General features: G+C 65.2%; 23 protein-coding genes. 13 read left to right on the top strand and 10 right to left on the bottom strand.

Features of this window, described 5'->3' with window-relative positions:
- Positions 1 to 5 precede the first annotated feature (5 nt).
- Together rpoC and BWQ93_RS08905 are read left to right on the top strand one after the other, a co-directional pair.
- Complete coding sequence (gene rpoC, locus BWQ93_RS08910; RefSeq protein WP_077030237.1) at positions 6 to 4,286, top strand: DNA-directed RNA polymerase subunit beta'; 4,281 nt, start codon at positions 6 to 8, stop codon at positions 4,284 to 4,286.
- Positions 4,287 to 4,807: 521 nt separating this feature from the next.
- Complete coding sequence (locus tag BWQ93_RS08905) at positions 4,808 to 5,533, top strand: hypothetical protein (protein ID WP_077030236.1); 726 nt, start codon at positions 4,808 to 4,810, stop codon at positions 5,531 to 5,533.
- A 98-nt stretch (positions 5,534 to 5,631) separates the two neighbouring features.
- Here the strand turns inward: BWQ93_RS08905 and BWQ93_RS08900 are convergent, their stop codons facing one another.
- On the bottom strand, positions 5,632 to 5,811 hold the full coding sequence (locus tag BWQ93_RS08900) for a PspC domain-containing protein (RefSeq protein WP_077030235.1): 180 nt from the start codon (positions 5,809 to 5,811) through the stop codon (positions 5,632 to 5,634).
- Positions 5,812 to 5,872: 61 nt separating this feature from the next.
- Positions 5,873 to 6,001, bottom strand: a complete 129-nt coding sequence (locus BWQ93_RS21370; RefSeq protein WP_257787762.1) for a hypothetical protein — start codon at positions 5,999 to 6,001, stop codon at positions 5,873 to 5,875.
- Positions 6,002 to 6,306: 305 nt separating this feature from the next.
- Between BWQ93_RS21370 and recF the strand changes: the two genes are divergently transcribed.
- From recF to BWQ93_RS08880, 4 genes are all read left to right on the top strand, one after another.
- Complete coding sequence (recF, locus tag BWQ93_RS08895) at positions 6,307 to 7,416, top strand: DNA replication/repair protein RecF (protein WP_077030234.1); 1,110 nt, start codon at positions 6,307 to 6,309, stop codon at positions 7,414 to 7,416.
- 70 nt (positions 7,417 to 7,486) lie between these two features.
- The gene (locus BWQ93_RS08890; protein WP_077030233.1) at positions 7,487 to 8,038 is read left to right on the top strand and encodes a GNAT family N-acetyltransferase; all 552 of its coding nucleotides are present in this window, start codon (positions 7,487 to 7,489) and stop codon (positions 8,036 to 8,038) included.
- Complete coding sequence (locus tag BWQ93_RS08885) at positions 8,035 to 8,478, top strand: DUF1330 domain-containing protein (protein WP_077030232.1); 444 nt, start codon at positions 8,035 to 8,037, stop codon at positions 8,476 to 8,478. The genes BWQ93_RS08890 and BWQ93_RS08885 overlap by 4 nt, the downstream gene beginning before the upstream one ends.
- A gap of 86 nt (positions 8,479 to 8,564) precedes the next feature.
- Positions 8,565 to 9,311: a hypothetical protein gene (locus BWQ93_RS08880; RefSeq protein ID WP_083720763.1), complete on the top strand. Its 747-nt coding sequence runs from the start codon at positions 8,565 to 8,567 to the stop codon at positions 9,309 to 9,311.
- Between the two features lie 94 nt (positions 9,312 to 9,405).
- On the opposite strand, the gene BWQ93_RS08875 is transcribed toward BWQ93_RS08880, so the two are convergent.
- The 5 genes from BWQ93_RS08875 to thiS all read right to left on the bottom strand — a co-directional run bounded on the left by BWQ93_RS08875 (position 9,406) and on the right by thiS (position 12,169).
- Positions 9,406 to 9,588, bottom strand: coding sequence for a CsbD family protein (locus BWQ93_RS08875; protein ID WP_077030231.1), 183 nt, complete (start codon positions 9,586 to 9,588; stop codon positions 9,406 to 9,408).
- A gap of 136 nt (positions 9,589 to 9,724) precedes the next feature.
- A complete protein-coding gene (locus tag BWQ93_RS08870) occupies positions 9,725 to 10,570 on the bottom strand; it encodes an amidohydrolase family protein (protein WP_077030230.1) in 846 nt (281 codons plus the stop codon).
- Between the two features lie 29 nt (positions 10,571 to 10,599).
- A complete protein-coding gene (locus BWQ93_RS08865) occupies positions 10,600 to 11,166 on the bottom strand; it encodes a nucleotidyltransferase family protein (protein ID WP_232314775.1) in 567 nt (188 codons plus the stop codon).
- 32 nt (positions 11,167 to 11,198) lie between these two features.
- Entirely contained in the window at positions 11,199 to 11,969 is a 771-nt protein-coding gene (locus tag BWQ93_RS08860; RefSeq protein ID WP_077030228.1) for a bifunctional sulfur carrier protein/thiazole synthase protein, read from the bottom strand.
- The gene (gene thiS / locus BWQ93_RS21460; protein ID WP_077030227.1) at positions 11,966 to 12,169 is read right to left on the bottom strand and encodes a sulfur carrier protein ThiS; all 204 of its coding nucleotides are present in this window, start codon (positions 12,167 to 12,169) and stop codon (positions 11,966 to 11,968) included. The genes BWQ93_RS08860 and thiS overlap by 4 nt, the downstream gene beginning before the upstream one ends.
- 80 nt (positions 12,170 to 12,249) lie before the next feature.
- Between thiS and BWQ93_RS08850 the strand changes: the two genes are divergently transcribed.
- From BWQ93_RS08850 to BWQ93_RS08835, 4 genes are all read left to right on the top strand, one after another.
- Positions 12,250 to 12,690, top strand: coding sequence for a type II 3-dehydroquinate dehydratase (locus tag BWQ93_RS08850; protein ID WP_077030226.1), 441 nt, complete (start codon positions 12,250 to 12,252; stop codon positions 12,688 to 12,690).
- Between the two features lie 69 nt (positions 12,691 to 12,759).
- Positions 12,760 to 13,248 carry an acetyl-CoA carboxylase biotin carboxyl carrier protein gene (gene accB / locus BWQ93_RS08845; RefSeq protein ID WP_077030225.1) on the top strand — a complete coding sequence of 163 codons (489 nt, stop codon included), beginning with the start codon at positions 12,760 to 12,762 and terminating at the stop codon, positions 13,246 to 13,248.
- Positions 13,249 to 13,255: 7 nt separating this feature from the next.
- Positions 13,256 to 14,617 carry an acetyl-CoA carboxylase biotin carboxylase subunit gene (gene accC, locus BWQ93_RS08840; protein ID WP_077030224.1) on the top strand — a complete coding sequence of 454 codons (1,362 nt, stop codon included), beginning with the start codon at positions 13,256 to 13,258 and terminating at the stop codon, positions 14,615 to 14,617.
- Positions 14,618 to 14,713: 96 nt separating this feature from the next.
- Positions 14,714 to 16,045, top strand: coding sequence for a L,D-transpeptidase family protein (locus BWQ93_RS08835; RefSeq protein WP_077030223.1), 1,332 nt, complete (start codon positions 14,714 to 14,716; stop codon positions 16,043 to 16,045).
- 187 nt (positions 16,046 to 16,232) lie between these two features.
- On the opposite strand, the gene BWQ93_RS08830 is transcribed toward BWQ93_RS08835, so the two are convergent.
- Positions 16,233 to 16,982 (bottom strand): murein L,D-transpeptidase catalytic domain family protein, encoded by a 750-nt coding sequence (locus BWQ93_RS08830; protein ID WP_232314774.1) that lies wholly within the window; start codon positions 16,980 to 16,982, stop codon positions 16,233 to 16,235.
- A 167-nt stretch (positions 16,983 to 17,149) separates the two neighbouring features.
- On the opposite strand from BWQ93_RS08830, the gene BWQ93_RS08825 reads away from it, so the two are divergent.
- The gene (locus BWQ93_RS08825) at positions 17,150 to 17,494 is read left to right on the top strand and encodes an arsenate reductase family protein (RefSeq protein WP_077030221.1); all 345 of its coding nucleotides are present in this window, start codon (positions 17,150 to 17,152) and stop codon (positions 17,492 to 17,494) included.
- 254 nt (positions 17,495 to 17,748) lie between these two features.
- Here BWQ93_RS08825 and BWQ93_RS08820 read toward each other — a convergent pair whose 3' ends face one another.
- A complete protein-coding gene (locus BWQ93_RS08820) occupies positions 17,749 to 18,147 on the bottom strand; it encodes a glycine zipper 2TM domain-containing protein (RefSeq protein ID WP_077030220.1) in 399 nt (132 codons plus the stop codon).
- Between the two features lie 194 nt (positions 18,148 to 18,341).
- Here BWQ93_RS08820 and BWQ93_RS08815 point away from each other — a divergent pair, with 194 nt between their 5' ends.
- The gene (locus BWQ93_RS08815) at positions 18,342 to 18,563 is read left to right on the top strand and encodes a hypothetical protein (RefSeq protein WP_077030219.1); all 222 of its coding nucleotides are present in this window, start codon (positions 18,342 to 18,344) and stop codon (positions 18,561 to 18,563) included.
- A gap of 20 nt (positions 18,564 to 18,583) precedes the next feature.
- On the top strand, positions 18,584 to 19,501 hold the full coding sequence (gene rarD / locus BWQ93_RS08810) for an EamA family transporter RarD (protein ID WP_077030218.1): 918 nt from the start codon (positions 18,584 to 18,586) through the stop codon (positions 19,499 to 19,501).
- On the opposite strand, the gene pyrC is transcribed toward rarD, so the two are convergent.
- Positions 19,498 to 20,517: a dihydroorotase gene (gene pyrC, locus BWQ93_RS08805; RefSeq protein ID WP_077030217.1), complete on the bottom strand. Its 1,020-nt coding sequence runs from the start codon at positions 20,515 to 20,517 to the stop codon at positions 19,498 to 19,500. The two genes, rarD and pyrC, sit on opposite strands and share 4 nt — an antisense overlap.
- Positions 20,518 to 20,545 lie beyond the last annotated feature (28 nt).

Raw genomic sequence — 20,545 nt, 5'->3', positions numbered from 1 at the left:
AGAATATGAACCAGCTTACCAACTTCATGAACCCGGTCGCGAAGCCCGAAACCTTCGACATGATCAAGATCGGCATCGCGAGCCCCGAGCGTATCCGCTCGTGGTCGTTCGGCGAGATCAAGAAGCCCGAAACGATCAACTACCGGACGTTCAAGCCCGAGCGCGACGGCCTGTTCTGCGCGCGCATCTTCGGTCCGATCAAGGATTATGAATGCCTGTGCGGCAAGTATAAGCGCATGAAATACAAGGGCATCGTCTGCGAAAAATGCGGTGTCGAAGTCACGGTGACCAAGGTCCGCCGCGAGCGCATGGGCCATATCGAGCTCGCCGCGCCCGTCGCGCACATCTGGTTCCTGAAGTCGCTGCCGTCGCGCATCGGCCTGCTGCTCGACATGCAGCTGAAGCAGCTCGAGCGCGTGCTGTACTTCGAGGCGTACATCGTTCTCGAGCCCGGCCTGACCCCGCTCGAGAAGTTCCAGCTGCTGACCGAAGACGAATTGCTCGACGCGCAGGACGAATATGGCGAAGACGCCTTCTCGGCCGGCATCGGTGCCGAGGCGATCCGCGTGCTCCTCGAAAATCTCGATCTGGAGCAGGAACGCACCGACCTGATGGAAGAGCTTGCGACCACCAAGTCGGAGCTCAAGCCCAAGAAGATCATCAAGCGCCTCAAGGTCGTGGAATCGTTCATCGAATCGGGCAACCGTCCCGAGTGGATGATCCTCGAAGTCGTGCCGGTCATCCCGCCCGAACTGCGCCCGCTGGTGCCGCTCGACGGCGGCCGCTTCGCGACCTCGGATCTGAACGACCTCTATCGCCGCGTGATCAACCGCAACAACCGTTTGAAGCGCCTGATGGAGCTGCGCGCGCCGGACATCATCGTCCGCAACGAAAAGCGCATGCTGCAGGAAGCCGTCGATGCGCTTTTCGACAACGGCCGCCGCGGCCGCACGATCACGGGCGCCAACAAGCGTCCGCTGAAGTCGCTGTCCGACATGCTCAAGGGCAAGCAGGGCCGCTTCCGCCAGAACCTGCTCGGCAAGCGCGTCGACTATTCGGGCCGTTCGGTCATCGTGACCGGTCCGGAACTGAAACTGCACCAGTGCGGCCTGCCGAAGAAGATGGCGCTCGAACTGTTCAAGCCGTTCATCTACGCGCGCCTCGACGCCAAGGGTCTGTCGATGACCCTGAAACAGGCGAAGAAGTGGGTCGAAAAGGAACGCAAGGAAGTCTGGGACATCCTCGACGAAGTCATTCGCGAGCACCCGGTCCTGCTGAACCGCGCCCCGACGCTCCACCGCCTCGGCATCCAGGCGTTCGAGCCGGTTCTGATCGAGGGCAAGGCGATCCAGCTTCACCCGCTGGTCTGCGCCGCGTTCAACGCCGACTTCGACGGTGACCAGATGGCGGTCCACGTGCCGCTGTCGCTGGAAGCCCAGCTCGAAGCGCGCGTGCTGATGATGTCGACCAACAACATCCTCAGCCCCGCGAACGGCAAGCCGATCATCGTTCCGTCGCAGGACATGGTCCTCGGTCTCTATTATCTCTCGCTGGAGCGCGAAGGCGAGCCGGGCGAGGGCATGCTGCTCGCCGACATGGCCGAAGTGCACCAGGCGCTGTTCACCGGTTCGGTGACGCTCCACACCAAGGTCGTGAGCCGCGTTCCGCAGACCGACGAGAATGGCAACGAGTATCTGAAGCGGTTCGAGACCACTCCGGGCCGTATGCTGATCGGCGAATGCCTGCCGAAGTCGCACACCGTGCCCTTCGACGTCGTCAACCGCCTTCTCACCAAGAAGGAAATCGGCGACGTGATCGACCAGGTCTATCGCCACACCGGCCAGAAAGAGACCGTGTTGTTCGCCGACGCCATCATGGCGCTGGGCTTCCGCAACGCGTTCAAGGCCGGCATTTCCTTCGGCAAGGACGACATGATCATCCCGGCGTCGAAGGAAGGCATGGTCGACGAGACCCGCGCGCTCGTGAAGGACTTCGAGCAGCAGTATCAGGACGGCCTGATCACGCAGCAGGAGAAGTATAACAAGGCCATCGATGCCTGGTCGCAGTGCGGCGACAAGGTCGCGAACGCGATGATGGACGAAATTCGCGCGACGCCGAAGCTCGACGACGGCCGTCTGGCCCCGATCAACTCCATCTATATGATGGCGCACTCGGGTGCCCGTGGTTCGCAGGCGCAGATGAAGCAGCTCGCGGGCATGCGCGGCCTGATGGCCAAGCCGTCGGGCGAGATCATCGAAACGCCCATCATCTCGAACTTCAAGGAAGGCCTCACCGTTCTCGAGTATTTCAACTCGACCCACGGTGCGCGTAAGGGTCTGGCCGATACGGCGCTCAAGACGGCGAACTCGGGTTACCTGACCCGCCGTCTGGTCGACGTGTCGCAGGACTGCGTCGTGATCGAGGAAGATTGCGGCACCGAACGCGGCATGGAAATGCGGGCGATCATCCAGGGCGGTTCGACGATCGCCTCGCTGGGCGAACGCATCCTCGGCCGTACCACGCTCGAAGACGTCGTCGACAAGGACGGCAATGTCATCGCGCCGATCGGCACCCTGCTCGACGAACCCACGACCGCGCGGATCGAAGAAGCCGAAGTCCAGTCGGTCAAGATCCGCTCGCCGCTGGTTTGCGAAGCGACACTGGGTGTTTGCGGCAAATGCTATGGCCGCGACCTTGCGCGCGGGACCCCGGTGAACATCGGTGAAGCTGTCGGCGTCATCGCCGCGCAGTCGATCGGTGAACCCGGCACCCAGCTGACCATGCGTACCTTCCACATCGGTGGTGCGGCGCAGGTCAACGAGCAGTCGAACGCCGAAGCGATCTCGGACGGTACGATCGAATATCGCGACATGGCGACGATCGTCGACCAGCGCGGCCGCCGTCTGGCGCTGTCGCGTTCGGGCGAACTGGCGATCATCGACAGCGAAGGCCGCGAACGCGCGACGCACAAGCTGCCCTATGGTGCTCAGATCCTGTTCAAGGACGGCGAGAAGGTGAAGAAGGGCGAGCGGATTGCCGAATGGGATCCGTTCACCATGCCGCTGATCACCGAAAAGCAGGGCATCGTGAAGTATCAGGATCTGGCCGACACCAAGACGCTGATCGAACAGGTCGACGAAGCGACGGGCATCGCCCAGCGCGTCGTGATCGAATATCGTGCAGCGGGGCGGTCGAAGAAGGAAGATCTGCAGCCGCGCCTGACCCTGCTCGACGAACAGTCGGGCGAAGCGGCGCGCTACCTGCTCGCGGTCGGCACGATGCTGTCGGTCGAGGACGGTCAGGAAGTGCAGGCGGGCGACGTTCTGGCGCGTGTCAGCCGCGAAGCGTCGAAGACGCGCGACATCACCGGTGGTCTGCCGCGGGTGGCCGAGCTGTTCGAAGCGCGCATTCCGAAGGACAACAGCGTCATCGCGAAGATCAGCGGCCGCATTGAATTCGTCAAGGATTACAAGGCGAAGCGCAAGATCGCGATCGTTCCGGAAGAGGGCGATCCGATCGAGTATCTGATCCCCAAGTCGAAGGTCCTGGAAGTGCAGGAAGGCGACATGGTCAAGCGCGGCGACGCGCTGATTAGCGGTTCGCCGAACCCGCACGACATCCTCGACGTCATGGGCGTCGAGGCGCTGGCCGAATATCTCGTCGCGGAAATCCAGGAAGTCTATCGACTCCAGGGCGTGAAGATCAACGACAAGCACATCGAGGTGATCGTTCGCCAGATGCTGCAAAAGGTCGAGATCACCAACGGCGGCGACACCACGTTGCTGCCGGGCGAGCAGCTCGATTATCTGGAGATGATGGAATATAACGCCAAGCTGCCGAAGAACGGCGTGCCGGCGGAGGGCCGTCCGGTCCTGCTCGGCATCACCAAGGCGTCGCTGCAGACCCGCAGCTTCGTTTCGGCGGCGTCCTTCCAGGAGACGACCCGCGTCCTTACCGAGGCGTCGGTACAGGGCAAGATCGACTCGCTGCAGGGCCTCAAGGAAAATGTCATCGTCGGCCGCCTGATCCCGGCGGGTACCGGCGCTGCCATGAACCGCGTCCGCGTGACCGCCTCGTCGAAGGACGCGGCGCTGCGTGCGGCGATGCGCGCCAACCAGGAGCATCTGATCGCGCCGCAGACCGCGGCCGAGGAACATGCCGCCGAACTGGCGCAGGGCCCCGAAGCCGCGATCGGCGACGATCCGCTCGGCAAGGTCCAGGGCGAGGACTTCACCACCGACGACGTCGCGGTGCTAGACCGTCCGGAAGGTGGCGACGAGGAGTAAGATCCTCGGCCTCTAGGCCTTCGACTAATGAAACAAGCCCCGCCGGAGCGATCCGGCGGGGCTTTTTATTTGGTTGGCGACAGCGTCGCGACGAGAATCGCATTGTGCAATAGGGGGCGAAGCGCAATTGTCCCATCATGCCGCTCTATGAAAGATCACGCTTGTTCGCCATGTGGACACTCTTGGTATTTGTTACCTTTCCGTTGTGGATAACCGCACTGGGAGCTGTCCTTGGCAATAACGGGTTCGCTGTCGGTGCAATATTCTGGCTGAGCCACGGTGGCGCCATGATGGTCGCTTTTCGCTGTCCGGATTGCGGACTTTCGCCCTTCCTCAATCGTAAGGGGATTCTGGCTTGGTCGACGCCATGGCCGCGCAAGAGCTGCGGCCATTGCGGACATGACCACAGGCGCGCGCGCGAAGGTTAAAGCTGTCCGACATAGATCGTCGTTCATCCCCGGGCAGGGCGCCCGCTGATATCCCATTTCCGGGTCGCAACTCTTTTGTTGCGAGGTGGATATATGAAAATCGGAAAGACGTGGGCGATGTCCGCGACCTTGCTGCTCGCGGTGACCGCCGGCGGCGCGGTGGCGCAGGACAGCAGCAATATCCGCGGCGAGGTCCGCGTGTCGTCGACGCGCGGGTCGGGCGACGGCTATTTCAAGGAAAGCGTGCCCGTCATCGGCCTGCGGCGGCTCGCCGACGGTGCGATCCAGGACATATTGGTCACGTCGGATTCGCGCGATGCCAATGTGCGGCGGCAGGAAATTCACGCGATGCTGGAGGCGGCGATCCGCCGCGCCGACGCCGCAGGGGTCGAACTGGTCACCGGCAGTTTCGAGCTGACCCCGGTGACGCTCGCCAATTATCGCGAGCTGCCGCTGCGCATGGGGCGCCGGTCGGACACCAGCGAGGTCGCGGTGGTGGTCAAGACCAAGCTCGCGGGACCCGCCGACAGCGCGCTGCGGCGGATCGACGGCTTCATCAAGGCGGTTCCCGCGACCGGGCGGTCGCTGGTCGAGAAGAATGGCGCGATGCAGCTGACCATCGTCAACCCCGACCAGTATCGCGGGCCGGTGGTGCAACTGATCGCCGAGGAATCGCGCCGCACCAGCAGCGCCTTCGGTGCCGATTACGGTGTGACGGTCAGCGGGCTCGACCGCCATCTCGTGTGGAACCAGGCGAGCGAGAATGAGGTGTTCCTGTATATTCCCTACAGCTTCACCGTGCTGCCGAAGGGCGCATAAGCAAAAGGCCCGCCGGTTGGGCCGGCGGGCCTTCAATCTTGGGAATATGCGGGCCGGATGCGCTACTGCGCCTGAAAGGCGTCCCGGCCCGGTGCTGCTTAGGGCGCGAGGATCGCGACCGTGATATAGAGCAGCAGCGGCAGGCCGAAGCCCAGCAAAGTCAGCGCGACAAAGCCGACGCGCGTCCACAAGACGTCGATCCCGAAGCGGTCGGCCATGCCGGCGCAGACGCCGAAGACCATGCCATCGCGACGATTCTTGCGAAAACCCTGTTTCATTTCTTTCCTTTCCATCCCGGCCCGTGGGGCCGGCGTTTCGCGGGTGGTGGGGGTCCGCCGGTCAGATGACCAGCGAACCGACCTGCGCACCATTCTGGCCGACGATCGCGAGCAGCATGACCGAGGCATAGACCGAAGCGAAAGCAGCGAGCGCGTAGCTCTTGACGGCGTGAACGTTGAAGTGAGCCATGATTTTGTCCTTCCTGTAACCTTCCGACCGGACCATCCGGTGGATGCCAATGGTGATGCAGGAGGCGTGCCAATTTGCCTTCGCCGCGGTTTTTGGCGGATTTTTGGAAATCGAAAGTTTGTTTCAACGGGAAAAGTACGCCAAATCGGGATTAATTCCCGATGAATGGAAAATTATAACATGGGTTAGCCGCGTCGCGCTAAATTTTGTCCGTTACCTCCGTGACGGCGGGAATGACGGGGGAGGGCAGACGCAGAAAACTCTGCGTTCCTTCGTCCGGGCAAATCCCCTAGGGCAGGCCGCAGATGACGATCGCGCGCCTCTCGCTCACCGATTTTCGCAATCATGCTGCGGCGGAGATGGGCGCCGGGCCGGGGCTCCTCGCGCTGCACGGCGACAATGGCGCGGGCAAGACCAATATCCTCGAGGCGATCTCGCTGCTCGCGCCGGGGCGCGGGCTGCGCCGCGCGGCGCTGTCCGACATGGTGCGCGACGGCGCGACGGGGGGCTTCGCGGTGTTCGCCGAGGTGACGGCGGGCGAAGACCTCGCGCCCGTCGCGCTCGGCACCGGGATCGAGCCCGCGCACCCCGGACGGCGCATCGTGCGCATCAACGGCGCCTCGGCGGCGGCGACGGCGCTGGGCGACTGGCTCGCGATATTGTGGCTCACCCCTGCGATGGACCGGCTGTTCGTCGAGACCGCGGGCAACCGGCGGCGCTTCCTCGACCGGCTGGTGCTCGCGCTCGACCCTCGCCACGCGCAGCACGGCAATCGTTACGAGGCGGCGCTGCGCGCGCGCGGCAAGCTGCTCGCCGATCTCGCCAGCGCCGACCAGCAATGGCTGACCAGCCTAGAGGCGCAGCTTGCCGAGCATGGCGCGGCGATGGACGCGGCGCGGCAGGCGACGCTCGCCGCGCTATCGGCCGAACTCGCGGCGCAGCCCGACGCGCCTTTCGCCCGCCCGCTGCTGACCCTCGTCGACGCCGACGGCGCGCCGCGCGAGACGGTCTGGATCGCCGGGGAGTTGAAGGCGCTCTTCGCCGCGCGCCGCCGCATCGACGCCGCCGCCGGCCGCGCGACCGCGGGGCCGCACCGCGACGACCTGTCCGCCGTCCACGCCGCGAGCGGGCGCAGCGCCGCGCGCTGCTCGACCGGCGAGCAGAAGGCAATGCTGCTCTCGCTCGTCCTCGCGCACAGCGACTGCGTCGCGCGGCTGCGCGGGCAGCGGCCGATCCTGCTGCTCGACGAGGTCGCCGCGCACCTCGACCCCCTGCGCCGCGCCGCGCTCTACGCCCGCCTCGCGGGGCAGGGCGGGCAGGCGTGGCTGACCGGGACCGAGGCGGCGCTGTTTGGCGACATGCCGGGGCCGGTGACCCGCTTCCGCATCGCGGGAGGGCGGATCGCGGCGGGGTAGGCGCGCCCACTTTCGCTTGCCCTGTCCCACGTCCTGCCGCAGAAGCGTCGCCCATATAGGGGAGGACAAGATGCTCAACGGCCCGCTGCTCGTGACCGAGCGACTGATCCTTCGCCCCCCGGCGGCCGAGGATTTCGATGCCTTCGCCGACATGTGCGCCGAGGAAGAGACGATGCGCTACATCGGCGGCACCGCGCCGCGCGCGTCGGCGTGGCGGCTGTGGTGCACGCTCGCGGGGGCCTGGCACATCCGCGGCTTTTCGATGTTCTCGGTGGTCGAGCGCGCGAGCGGCGAATGGGTCGGACGGCTCGGCCCGTGGGAGCCCGACGGCTGGCCCGCGCCCGAGATCGGTTACGGCGTGCGCGAGAAATTCGCCGGCAAGGGCTATGCCTTCGAGGGCGCGGTCGCGGCGTGCGACTTCGCGGTCGAATTCCTGAAATGGCCCGAGCTGATGCACAGCATCGATCCCGCGAACACGCGCTCGCAGGCGCTGGCGAAAAGGCTCGGCGCGACCAATAGCGGCCCGACGCGGCTGCCCGAACCCTTTCAGGACGCGCCGGTCGACGCCTGGACGCAGAGCGCCGACGCGTGGCGGATCAAGCGCAAGGAGTTCCTGCTGTGAGTAGCGATAGCCATATCGACCCCGAACGCGCGCAGTTCGATGCCTTCAAGGCGCTGCCGCGCGATACGAAGATCCACATGCTCAACCTCGTGCGCTTCAAGGACAAGGCGACGTACGAGGAGGGCCACGCGCTCGCGGGGCAGGGGCTTTCGGGCGCCGAGGCCTATCGCCATTATGGCATCGACAGTGGCCCCATATTCCAGCGCGTCGGCGGCGCGATCGTCTGGCGCGGCAGCATGGAGGCGATGCTGATCGGCCCCGACGGCGAGCGCTGGGACGCGATGTTCATCGCCGAATATCCGACTAGCGGCGCCTTCATGGAAATGGTCACCGACCCCGTCTATCGGCAGGCAGTGAAGCACCGTCAGGCCGCGGTCGAAACCTCGCGCCTCATTCGCTGCGCGCCGAATGCGTCTCATGGCGAGACAGTTTTCGGCTAACAAAGCGTTACCCATTAAGACTCTTTATTCGCGCCTTCTTTACCAGGATCGGGCATTCCCTTTGGTCTGTTAAGGGAGTGTTAGCGATGATCTTGCGCGGTAAATGGCTGGTCGCCGGCCTGCTGATGGCGACGGCCCCGCTGGCGGGGTGCCGGGACAATCCCGATGCGAAGGCCGAACTGTCGCCGCTCGACGACGGGCTCACCAACGCCGATCCGGCGATCAAGGGCTCGCTCGAAGACAAGATCATGGTCGACCCCAAGCTGGCGGGCCAGGCGAACAAGAATGCGGTGACCCCGGGCAACCAACCGGTCGCCGGCGGCGTCCCCGCGGTCGCAGGCGGCAAGGCGGCGACCGCCGCCGAGGCTGCCGCGGCGCTGAGCGCGGGCAAGCTGCTCGCGGCGCCCAAGGCGCTGCCCTTCGAAGCCGGCTGCGACGGCTGCGACGCGAAGCGCCCGGTCACCATCGGTGCGCTCGCCAAGGATCAGGCCAAGGGCAGCTGCGACGCCAAGTTCACCTACAACAACGCCTGGGCCGATCGCCTACCCGCCGCGTTCAAGGTGTACCCGCGCGCAACGCTGCGCGAGGCTGCGGGCATCGCGGGCGGCAAGTGCAACATCCGCGTCGTCAATTTCCAGACCGCGGCGTCGCTGCAGGCAGTGCTCGACTATTATCACACCATGGCGGTACGCGCAGGCTATTCGAGCGACCACCGGGTCAACGGCCGCGAGCATATGCTGGGCGGCACTAAGGGCGACCTCGCCTATGTCGTGATGGCGCGCACCGACGGCGGCATGACCGACGTCGATCTGGTGGCCTCGGGCGGCCGCTGAGCCTGCATCCCTGCTGCGCACGTGAAAAAGGCCCCGGAGCGATCCGGGGCCTTTTCCGTGCGTGACGAAGCGGACTTCGTCGAAATGGGTCGGGTCAGACCTTGTCGCCGAGCGCGCCCTTGACCGAGCCTTTCAGGTTCTGGGCCTCGCCCTTGCGCTCCTGCGCCTCGCCTTCAGCGCGCAGCCGCTCGTTGTCGGTCGCCTTGCCGATCGCCTGCTTGGTGTTGCCGGCGACTTCGTTCGCAATGCCTTTTGCTTTGTCTTTCAGTTCACCCATGGGGAAATATCCTTTCTCGCAAGAGGCCCAAGAGGGGGGGAGGAGCCTCTTGCTGCATCAACCCGCGACAGGGTGTGACGTTCCGAAAAACGGGTCAAACCGTTCATCGCAAAGCCATTTTTAACTTGAGTTAAGTTCAGGGTGCCAGCAGCGCCCGGGCGTTGCTGGAGCGAATCTTCGCTTTTTCCTCCGCCGTCAGGTCGAGCCGCTCGAAAGCTTCGAGAGTCTGCTTCAACGAGAATTGCGGATAGTCCGACGCGAGCAGGACATGGTCGATCCCGACGTTGCGCATCGTCCAGATAAATTCTTCCTCGATCGGCGCGTCGGCGGCGAGCGTCACCATCGCCGAAATGTCGAAATAGATATTGTCGCCGAACAGCCCTTCGGCGGTGCGCGCCATTTTGAGGATGTTCCAGAAGCGGAAGTTGAGCCCGCCCATATGCGCGAAGACGAACTTTGTCTTCGGCGCCGCCAGCGCCAGGTTGAACAATTTCTCGCTGTCGCCGCCCGGCACGATGTTGGCATTGTCCATCACGACGATGAGGCCGAGTTCGCCCGCGCGCTTGACCAGCGTCAGCACGCGCGGGTCGGCGGGGTCGAAGCGCTGGGTATGCGGATGGATCTTGAGCATCCGCACCCCGCGTCCCGCGACGCGCGCCAGTTCGTCCAGCGCCGCCTGCCCGTCATAGGGATGAACCGTCGCGATCGGCACCACGCCCTTGTGCTTCGCCGCCAGCGCGATCAGCGCATCGTTGCGCGCGGCGATATCGGCGGGATTGCCCTCGCGCGCCTGGTTCGGCCCGCCGAACCACATCACCCCAAGCCCGCTCGTGCTGAGCCCCGCGGCCTTCACCTGCGCCTGATATTCGCCAAGCGACTTCTCGCCGTCCCACAGATGGACATGGGTGTCGAACACCGGCTGGGCAGTCGCGGCGGCGGGAAGAAACAGAAGCGCGGCGGCGAGACAGGTTGCGATTTTCATGGGCAGGCCTTGATCGACGGGTGGAGGAGCTAGGGGCGCTGGGCCGCTTCGCTCCATGGCAGGATTTCGAGATCGGGCCAATGGTGCCGCCAGCGCGCCGTTTTCGTTTCATAATAGGCTTCGGTGATTTGCGCCGCATTGGCCCGCACGACTGGGCGCAGCAAATCGGCCAGCCCGAAAGGCGCGATGACTTCGAGTTCGGTCCTCCGGCGCAATCCGATCGCCGAGGCGGTCGTGGGATAGGTGCCGATCGCATCGGCCACCGAGCTATAGGGCGCGATGCCATGGCCGAATTTGGCGGCGTACCACAGATGCACCCGCGCCTGGTTCTTGACGTCGACGCGAACGGGCAGGTCGGCAAACAGCGCCGCGATCCGCTGCTCGGTGCGCTCCTCGGCTTCGGCCGACAGGTCGCCGGCATCGAAATAGACGATATCGGCGTCGGCGATCCCGTGATGCGGGTCGAAGCCGAAGCGCTCGTTCCACCTCGCCTGCGCGACGATGCTGCCCGTGAGCCAGGCGTCGGGCAGTGCGACCTCGTCCCATCGGCGCAGGATCGATGCGATCGAAGGATGCCTCGCGACGAGGTCGGACAATTGCCGCGCCAGGGCTGCGGGTATCGCGTCGGTCAGATCAGCCCCGCGAGCGGGCTCGACGGGTCGGCATATTTGCGCAGCCCCATGCGGCCGGCGAGGTAGGCGTCGCGCCCGGCCTCGACCGCTCGCTTCATCGCGCGCGCCATCAGCACTGGGTCCTTCGCCTCGGCGATCGCGGTGTTCATCAGCACGCCGTCGCAGCCGAGCTCCATCGCCACCGCGGCGTCGCTCGCGGTGCCGACGCCGGCATCGACGAGCACCGGCACCGAGGCCCCCTCGACGATCAGCCGGATCGTGACGCGGTTCTGGATGCCGAGCCCCGACCCGATCGGCGCGCCCAAGGGCATGATCGCGACCGCACCGGCATCTTCGAGCTGTTTCGCGGCGATCGGGTCATCGACGCAATAGACCATCGGCAGGAAGCCTTCCTTGGCAAGCACCTCGGTCGCCTCGAGCGTCTCGCGCATGTTCGGATAGAGCGTCTTCGCCTCGCCGAGGACCTCTAGCTTGACCAAATCCCAGCCCCCCGCCTCGCGCGCCAGCCGCAGCGTGCGGATCGCATCGTCGGCGTTGAAGCAGCCCGCGGTGTTGGGAAGATAGGTGATCTTCTTGGGATCGATAAAGTCGGTCAGCATCGGTGCGCTCGGATCCGACACATTGACGCGGCGCACCGCGACGGTGACGATCTCGGCGCCCGACGCGTCAACCGCGGCGGCATTCTGCTCGAAATCCTTATATTTGCCGGTGCCGACGATCAGCCGCGAGGTGAAAGTCCGTCCGGCAACGCTCCAACTGTCGGTCAACAACCGCCTCCTACGAAATGCACGATTTCCAGCGCATCGCCCTCGGCGAGCGCGACGTCGGCGAGGGTCGAGCGCGGCACGATCGCGCGGTTGCGCTCGACCGCGACCTTGTTCACGTCCAGCCCCAGCGACGCGACCAGGTCGGCGATGCTGCCTGCGCGCACCTGCCGCGGGTCGCCGTTGAGGATGATCGAGATCAAGGGATGTCCGCCTCGCTTTGCCTTTTGCCGAGCAGCCCATATAGGGGGAGCGCCTATCCTAGCAACCGAAAGACCGCGCATTGACCGACAAGCCAACCGTCTATGTCCTCTCCGGCCCCAATCTCAACCTGCTCGGCACGCGCGAGCCCGAAATCTATGGGCATGATACGTTGAACGACATCCATGCGCGGCTCGAGGGGCAGGCCGAAGCGCTCGGCCTCAGGCTCGAGTGCCGCCAGACCAACCATGAGGGCGTGCTGATCGACTGGTTGCATGAGGCCTATGTCGCGGGCGCGAAGGCGGTTTTGCTCAATGCCGGGGGCTATACGCACACCTCGGTTGCGCTCCACGACGCGATCAAATCGATCAAGGTGCCGGTGATCGAGGTCCATCTGTCCGACCCGATGAAGCGCGAATCCTTTCGCCATATCAGCTATATAGGCATGGTGGCCGTAGCGCATTTCGCGGGGCACGGCGCAGAGAGCTATACGCTGGCGCTGGACGCCGCCGCGTCTCTCTGACAAGAGGCGGCATCGAAAACAGGGGTCAACGCGCCGATATACGAGCGCCGTAGCAACAGGAAATATATCATGGGTGACCATAAAGACGATGGCATCAATATCGATCCGGCCTATGTGCGTGCGCTCGCCGAGCTGCTCGACGACACCAGCCTCACCGAGATCGAAGTCGAAGACGGCGACCGCAAGGTGCGCGTCGCGCGCAAGGTACCCGCCGCCGCCGCGGCACCGGTCGCCTATGCCCCCGCGCCGGTCGCCGCGGCGCCCGCCGCACCTGTTCCGGCTGCGCCCGCCGCCGCTCCGGCCGCGCCCGCCGCCGACAGTTTCGCCGACGCGGTGAAATCGCCGATGGTTGGCACCGTCTATCTGTCGCCCGAACCCGGCGCCGCCAATTTCGCGAGCATCGGCTCGGCGGTAAAGGCCGGCGACACGATCCTGATCATCGAGGCGATGAAGGTGATGAACCCGATCACCGCGCCCGCGGCGGGCACGCTGAAGGCCGTGCACGTCGAGAACAGCCAGCCGGTCGAATATGACCAGCCGCTGTTCACCATCGCCTGAGGCTCGCATGAGCATCGAAAAGCTTCTGATCGCTAACCGCGGCGAGATCGCGCTGCGCATCCACCGCGCGTGCCACGAGATGGGCATCAAGACCGTCGCGGTCCACTCGACCGCCGATGCCGACGCGATGCACGTCCGCCTGGCCGATCAGGCGGTGTGCATCGGCCCGCCCGCGGCGAAGGACAGCTATCTCAATATCCCCGCGATCATCTCGGCCGCCGAGGTGACGGGCGCCGACGCGATTCATCCGGGCTATGGCTTCCTGTCGGAAAATGCGCGTTTCGCCGAGATCATCGAGGCGCATAATATCTGCTTCGTCGGACCCAAGCCCGAGCATATCCGCACCATGGGCGACAAGGTCGAGGCAAAGCGGACCGCGGTGGCATTGGGCCTGCCGGTCGTTCCCGGCTCGCCCGGCGCGGTGACGTTCAGCGAAGAAACCAAGAGGCTCGCCGAGGCGATCGGCTATCCGGTGCTGATAAAGGCGGCGTCGGGCGGCGGCGGGCGCGGCATGAAGGTCGTGCCCGACGAAGACAGCCTCGAAAGCCTGATGGGGCAGGCCTCAAGCGAGGCCGCCGCGGCATTCGGCGACCCGACCGTCTATATGGAAAAATATCTCGGCAATCCGCGCCACATCGAATTCCAGGTGTTCGGCGACGGGCGGGGCAATGCCATCCATCTCGGCGAGCGCGACTGCTCGCTCCAGCGGCGGCACCAGAAGGTGCTCGAGGAAGCCCCGTCGCCGGTCATCTCGGCCGAGGAACGCGCGCGCATGGGCAAGGTGTGCGCCGACGCGATGGCCAAGATGCATTATCGCGGCGCGGGCACGATCGAGTTCCTGTGGGAAGCGGGCGAATTCTTCTTCATCGAGATGAACACGCGCATCCAGGTCGAGCATCCGGTGACCGAGATGATCACCGGCTTCGACCTCGTCCGCGAACAGATCCGCATTGCCGACGGCCGCGACCTGTCGGTACGGCAAGAGGATCTCGAATTCCGCGGCCATGCGATGGAATGCCGCATCAATGCCGAGGATCCGCGCACCTTCCTGCCCTCGCCGGGCAAGGTCACGCAATATCATCCGGCGGGCGGCATGCATGTGCGCGTCGATAGCGGGCTCTACGCCGGCTATTCGATCCCGCCCTATTACGACAGCATGATCGGCAAGCTGATCGTCTATGGCCGCAGCCGCGAAAGCTGCATGATGCGCATGCGCCGCGCGCTCGAGGAAATGGTGGTGAGCGGGGTCAAGACCAACATCCCGCTGCATCAGGCGCTGCTCGCCGATCCCGATGTGATCAACGGCGATTATACGATCAAGTGGCTCGAGGAATGGCTGGCGCGGCAGGACGAGGAAGCTTCGGCCTGATCGTTCGACGGCGGCGCACGGTTCTTCGCTACTAGCGACGAGTTGTGCGCCGCATCACTTTAACTACCGCGGATTTTTGACTATAGCGCTTGGCCTATGGTCAAAATCTCCCCCATCGCCGCCCCGCTGATCCTGCCGCTCGCGCTCGCGGCTTCCCCCGCGCTCGCCCAGACCAACGTCAAGGAAGACTCGGTCGTTCTCCAGCCCGACAAGGTCGTCGACGACGCGCCCGAGATCGAAAGCGCCGCCGAGGCCAATCTACCGAGCTGGTCCAAAGCCAATGCCGAGGCGCTGCTCCGCGCGATCGAAAGCGCCGGCGCCGAGGGGCTGTTCGCCAAGGATTATAATCCCGAGGGGCTCGCCGCGGCGATCATCGGCGACGACCAGGCGCATCTCGACCGCGTCGCGACCGACAGCTTCCTGCTGCTTGCAACGCACCTGCGCGACGGGCGCACGCCGAACGCGGCGCGCAAACAGTGGTTCATGACCGACAGCGACGCCGACAGCATGCCGCTCGTCTCGATGCTGACTGCGGCGCTGGTCGCGGGGACGATCCCCGAGACGCTGGCGGGGTTCGAGCCGACGCACGCCAATTTCGCGGCGCTGAAGGCCGCGCTTGCGAACGCCAAGACCACCGCCGACGCCAATGCGATCCGCGTCAACATGGAGCGCTGGCGCTGGATGCCGCGCGACCTGGGCCCAACCTATATCGTCACCAACGTCCCCGAATATCAGACCCGCGTCATCTATGATGGCGTCAAGATCGGCGAGCACAAGGCGGTGGTCGGCAAGCCGTCGACCGCGACGCCGCAGCTCAACCCGATGGCGACCGGCGTCATCGTCAACCCGACGTGGACGCTGCCGCGCAGCATCATCAACGAGGGAATCGGCGCGACGATCGCGCGCAATCCCGCCGCCGCACGCGCGCAGGGCTATACCTGGACGGGAAGCGGCAAGACGCTGTCGGTGGTTCAAAAGGCCGGCGCGAACAATGCGCTCGGCGTGATGAAGCTCGAAATGCTCAATCCGCACGCCATCTACCTGCACGACACGCCGTCGCAGGGCGCCTTCGCCTCTGCGACCCGCGCGTTCAGCCACGGCTGCATCCGCACCGAAAAGGCGCTGAAATTCTCCGGGCTGATGACCGTGTGGTTCGCGGGTAAGACCCCCGAGGAATTCGGCGAGGCGATCGCCAGCGGCGAGACGACGCGCTTCGGCTTCGAAAAGCCGTTCCCCGTTTATATCGCCTATTGGACGGCGATACCCGGCGAGAAGGGCGGGGTGAAGAAGCTCGCCGACATCTATGGCCGCGACGCGCCGGTGATCGCCAGCTTTGCCAAGCCCGGCCGCCCCGCCGCGACGATGATCGCGCCGCCGGTGGTGCCGACGGTGGCGAGCAAGGCGGACTGGGTCAGCGTCGGGAATTGAGCCGTATCCCCTCCCCTCAAGGGGGGAGGCAGCGAGACTTACGAGCTTGCTCGTTAGTCGCAGCGGTGGGGGTGCGCTCTCGACCTTAAGCGGGCGGCGCGATGACGTACCATCACCCCCATCCAACTCCGCCTAGCGCCAACGGCGCAAGGCTTCGTATCCTTCCCCCATCAAGGGGGAAGGCGGCTCAATCCGCCGTCTTCGGAAACACACCCTGCTGCGCACCCGTGCGCACCATATTCTCGGTCCCCGGCGCGGGCGTGCCGGGCAGCTCGAACGGTACCGGCGCCGGCGGAGGCAGGCTGAGCTTATCGGCAAAGAGCAGCCGCCCCGGCCCTAGCTTGTAGAGGATCAGCGGCAGCAATTCCTCGCCGAAGACGAAGCAGCCCTCGCTCCGCCCAAGCTTGCCCTGCGTCGCGATCAGCGACGGCTCGGCGTACCAGGCGCCGTGCACGACGATCGCGCGCGCGTCGGCGTTGTAATTGTCGGGCTCCAGCCCCGCGAGACGCATCGACGATCCGTTGGCGCCCCAATAATAGTCGCTCGTACGATAGGCCCCGCGCGAACTCGCCAGGCTGCCGACGCGGTTCGAAAAGCTCTTGAGCCAGCCGTCGTGCTGCGGGTCGGACCCTCGGCCGTGCGTCACCGGAAACATGTCGACCTTGCCCGCGACCATGTCGACCAGCGCAAAGCGCGGGCGCGACGAGGGCAGGCCGAAATCGACGATGCCGACGCGGTCGGTCTGCGTGATATTGCGGCCTTGCAGTCCCAATTGCGCCTTGGCGACGGCGACATAGTCGACCGGCGGCGGGACGAAAGGTGCCGGCTGCTCACTCCAGCCCGGCAGCGACTGCGCGCGCAGCGGCATCGCGGCCAAGGCTCCCGCACCGGCGGCCACCGCACCCAGCATCGATCGTCGATCGATCAACTTGTTCACTTGCAACCCAACCCCGTCTGCCGCCTCTGGCGATCCCTCATGGGGCTATTAGCCGCAGCTTCGCTTGCAAAGGCAAGCCGCAATGCGTTCGTCATACCGCGAACTGTGGCATAATCGCCATGAACGGCGGGTTTACACGGCAACCTTTGCAGCGATAGGGCGGCGGCATGAAAGCAACCATCTGGCACAACCCCGCCTGCGGCACCTCGCGCAAGACGCTCGCCGTGCTGCAGGAAACTCCCGGCGTCGAGCTGACCGTCGTCGAATATCTGAAGCAGCCGTACGAGGCGGACAAGCTGCGCCAGCTGTTCGAGGCCGCGAATCTCAGCGCCCGCGACGCGCTCCGCCTGCGCGGCACCGATGCGCAGGAGCGCGGCGTGACCGAGTGGAACGAGGACGCGATTATCGCCGCGATGGCGGCGAATCCCGCCTATGTCGAACGGCCCTTCGTCGAGACGGATAAGGGCGTGCGGCTGTGTAGGCCGATGGAAAAGGTCTACGAGATTCTTTGAGGTTGGTTTTGCATCCAATTCTCTATTTCCGTTTGTGTCGAGCGAAGTCGAGACACCAATTGGGAGCGCGTGCCTCCACGTGTCTCGACTTCGCTCGACACAAACGGAATTTATGAGGCGGCTTTCCCCCGCCAACGCCCGAGAAACTCTCCCCCATAACAGTCGAGGGCGCCGGCCTTGCGACCGGCGCCCTCTCCATCACGTATGCGGGCGGAGGGGTCTCGGACCCGCACCCGTAACGGTAACCCAACCGCTTAGCGGCAGCGATATTTGTCGCGGTCGATCTCGCGGCCCAGCAGTGCGCCGCCGGCGGCGCCGAGCACGGTGCCGAGCAGCTTGTCGCCGTTGCCCGCAATCTCGTGACCGGCAAGCCCGCCGACCGCGCCGCCGATCAACAGACCGGTGGTGCCATTGTCCTTCTTGCAGCGGTAGCGGCCATCGTCGCCGCGCCAGATGCGGGTGTTCGAATTGACGCGCTGGTCGGCATAATGGCGGTGGCGCTTGTTCTTCTTGTGGAAGCCGCTTTCCTGCTCGAGCTTGTAAAAGCCCTCGCTCTTGGTCGGCGCGGTGGTGATGCCGGCATAGGCGGGAGCGGTCGCAGTGACGGCGATCGCGGCGAAGGCGCCCAGCAGGCCCTTGGTCATGATACGCATTATAATGTCCTTTCCTGGTTCGGCGTCCCGACCCCGCACGGTGGCATCGGGCGCTACGGTGGGAAAACGAGCCGATCGCGGCGGGCGTTGCATGAACGCCCGGCAACAAGACGAAGCGAGCGATATCGTCGATGAACCGAGTGTCGGAAAACAGCCCACTTGCGGGACGCGGGGCGCCGTGCGACACTTGGCAAATGCTCAACATCGGTTCGCTCGTCATCGGCGTCATCGCGCTCATTCTCGCGGTTTTCGCCTTCATCCCCTTCCTCGGCTGGGCGAATTGGGTGATCATCCCCTTCGCGGTCGTCGGCCTCGCGCTCGGCGCGATGTCGGACCGCACGAGCGGGCGGAACCTGAATATCGTCGTCATCGTCATCGGCGTCATCCGCCTGATGCTCGGCGGCGGTATCATCTGACCTAAGCAGCGGCTTCGACCATGGCCCAAGCACCGGCCCCCGCGGGGAGCGATCAGGGCGGCTTGCCCTACGCGCTCGGCGCCTATGCGATCTGGGGTTTCGTCCCGCTCTTCTTCAAATTGCTCACGACCGTGCCGCCGGTCGAAGTGCTGGCGCAGCGCATCGTATGGTCGCTGCCGCTCTGCTTCCTCATCATGGCGTTCCGCCGCCAGATCGGCGAATATCTCGCCGCGCTGAAGGACTGGCGCGCGCTGCGGCTTCTGCTCGCGAGTTCGGTGCTGATCGCGGTCAACTGGCTGGTCTATATCTTCGCGATCTTCACCGACCATGTGCTCGCGGCCAGCCTCGGCTATTATCTCAACCCGCTGGTCAACGTCATGCTTGGCATGATCTTCCTCGGCGAAAGATTGAGCCGGCTGCAGGCGGCGGCGGTGGCGATCGCCGGGGTCGGGGTCGCGATCCTGCTCGCGGGCGCGCTCGACACTTTGTGGATCAGCCTGACGCTGGCCTTCACCTTCGGCACCTATGGCCTGATCCGCAAGGTCGCGCCGGTCGGCTCGCTGCCGGGGCTCGCGATCGAGACGACCCTGCTGCTGCCGCTCTCGCTGGCGGCGGCGGTCTATTATATCTGGCTCGGCGACGGGCGCGGTTTCGGTTCGGGCGCGGAGATCAGCTGGCTGCTCGCGGCGGGCGGCGTGGTCACTGCAGTGCCGCTGCTGCTCTTCGCGACCGCGGCGCGCAAGATGAGCTACGCCGCGCTCGGCTTCGTCCAGTATCTGGCGCCCAGCATCGCGTTCCTCTTGAGCCTCTTCGTCTTCGACGAACCGCTCAAGCCCGCACAGCTCGCCTGCTTCCTGCTGATCTGGATCAGCATCGCGGTGTTCAGCTTCGACATGTGGCGCAAGATGCGCGCCGAGCGGATGATGCCTGCGGCTTAGACCAGCCGCCAGCCCAGCGTCTCGCCCGCATGGAAAGGCACGACTTCGCCGCACCGCTCGGGGACGACCGTCTCGCCGCGCTCCAGCGTCACTGTGCCACCGTTTAGCGGCAGGCCGTAGAAGTTCGGGCCATGCTCGCTCGCGAAACCCTCGAACTTGTCGAGCGCGCCTTCCTCGTCGAACACCGCGATATAGCTCTCCAGCGCATAGGGCGCGTTGAAGATGCCGGCGCAGCCGCAGGCGGCTTCCTTGGTGTGCGCCGCGTGCGGGGCGCTGTCGGTGCCGAGGAAGAATTTGGGCGAGCCCGACACCGCCGCCGCGCGCACCGCGAGCCGATGCTGCTCGCGCTTCGCGACGGGCAGGCAATAGGCGTGCGGCCGGATGCCGCCGACGAGCATGGCGTTGCGGTTGATGTGCAGATGCTGCGGAGTGATCGTCGCCGCGACATTGGCGGGCGCCGCCTTGACGAAATCGACTGCTTCCGAGGTCGTGATGTGCTCGAACACGATCTTCAATTCGGGCAGGTCGTGCACCAGCCCCTTCAGCGTGCGTTCGATGAACACCTCCTCGCGGTCGAAGATGTCGACGTCATGGTCGGTGACCTCGCCGTGGATCAGCAGCGGCATTCCGATCTCGGCCATCCGCTCGAACACCGGCATGATCTTGGCGATGTCGGTGACGCCGTGCGCGCTGCCGGTGGTGGCGTGCGCGGGATAGAGCTTCGCCGCGGTGAACACGCCTTCGCTGTGCCCGCGCGCCATCTGGTCAGGGTCGCTCGCATCGGTCAGGTAAGCGACGATCAGCGGCGTGAAATCCATGCCCGGCACTGCGGCGCGGATGCGGTCGCGATAGGCGGCACCTTCCTCAGCAGTGGTCACCGGCGGCGACAGATTGGGCATGATGATCGCGCGCGCGAACTGCGCCGCGGTATATTTCGCCACATGATCGAGCATCGCGCCGTCGCGCAGGTGGACGTGCCAGTCGTCGGGGCGGCGGATGGTCAGGCGGTCGGTCATAACAATCTCCGCCTCTCGCGAAGGGGAG

Source organism: Sphingopyxis sp. QXT-31 (assembly GCF_001984035.1).
Taxonomy (GTDB): Bacteria; Pseudomonadota; Alphaproteobacteria; order Sphingomonadales; family Sphingomonadaceae; genus Sphingopyxis.
The sequence above is the reverse complement of the archived record's forward strand: the minus strand, read 5'-3'. Positions and strand labels throughout refer to the sequence as shown.

Coding starts and splice junctions, on each gene's coding strand:
- BWQ93_RS08900 (WP_077030235.1), bottom strand. CDS start 5,811: ATGAAACAGGGTTTTCGCAAGAATCGTCGCGATGGCATGGTCTTCGGC.
- BWQ93_RS08820 (WP_077030220.1), bottom strand. CDS start 18,147: ATGCGTATCATGACCAAGGGCCTGCTGGGCGCCTTCGCCGCGATCGCC.
- pyrC (WP_077030217.1), bottom strand. CDS start 20,517: ATGACCGACCGCCTGACCATCCGCCGCCCCGACGACTGGCACGTCCAC.
- BWQ93_RS21370 (WP_257787762.1), bottom strand. CDS start 6,001: ATGGCTCACTTCAACGTTCACGCCGTCAAGAGCTACGCGCTCGCTGCT.
- BWQ93_RS08835 (WP_077030223.1), top strand. CDS start 14,714: ATGGTCAAAATCTCCCCCATCGCCGCCCCGCTGATCCTGCCGCTCGCG.
- BWQ93_RS08815 (WP_077030219.1), top strand. CDS start 18,342: ATGCTCAACATCGGTTCGCTCGTCATCGGCGTCATCGCGCTCATTCTC.
- BWQ93_RS08890 (WP_077030233.1), top strand. CDS start 7,487: ATGCTCAACGGCCCGCTGCTCGTGACCGAGCGACTGATCCTTCGCCCC.
- BWQ93_RS08825 (WP_077030221.1), top strand. CDS start 17,150: ATGAAAGCAACCATCTGGCACAACCCCGCCTGCGGCACCTCGCGCAAG.
- accC (WP_077030224.1), top strand. CDS start 13,256: ATGAGCATCGAAAAGCTTCTGATCGCTAACCGCGGCGAGATCGCGCTG.
- rpoC (WP_077030237.1), top strand. CDS start 6: ATGAACCAGCTTACCAACTTCATGAACCCGGTCGCGAAGCCCGAAACC.
- recF (WP_077030234.1), top strand. CDS start 6,307: ATGACGATCGCGCGCCTCTCGCTCACCGATTTTCGCAATCATGCTGCG.
- rarD (WP_077030218.1), top strand. CDS start 18,584: ATGGCCCAAGCACCGGCCCCCGCGGGGAGCGATCAGGGCGGCTTGCCC.
- BWQ93_RS08870 (WP_077030230.1), bottom strand. CDS start 10,570: ATGAAAATCGCAACCTGTCTCGCCGCCGCGCTTCTGTTTCTTCCCGCC.
- BWQ93_RS08905 (WP_077030236.1), top strand. CDS start 4,808: ATGAAAATCGGAAAGACGTGGGCGATGTCCGCGACCTTGCTGCTCGCG.
- BWQ93_RS08880 (WP_083720763.1), top strand. CDS start 8,565: ATGATCTTGCGCGGTAAATGGCTGGTCGCCGGCCTGCTGATGGCGACG.
- BWQ93_RS08875 (WP_077030231.1), bottom strand. CDS start 9,588: ATGGGTGAACTGAAAGACAAAGCAAAAGGCATTGCGAACGAAGTCGCC.
- accB (WP_077030225.1), top strand. CDS start 12,760: ATGGGTGACCATAAAGACGATGGCATCAATATCGATCCGGCCTATGTG.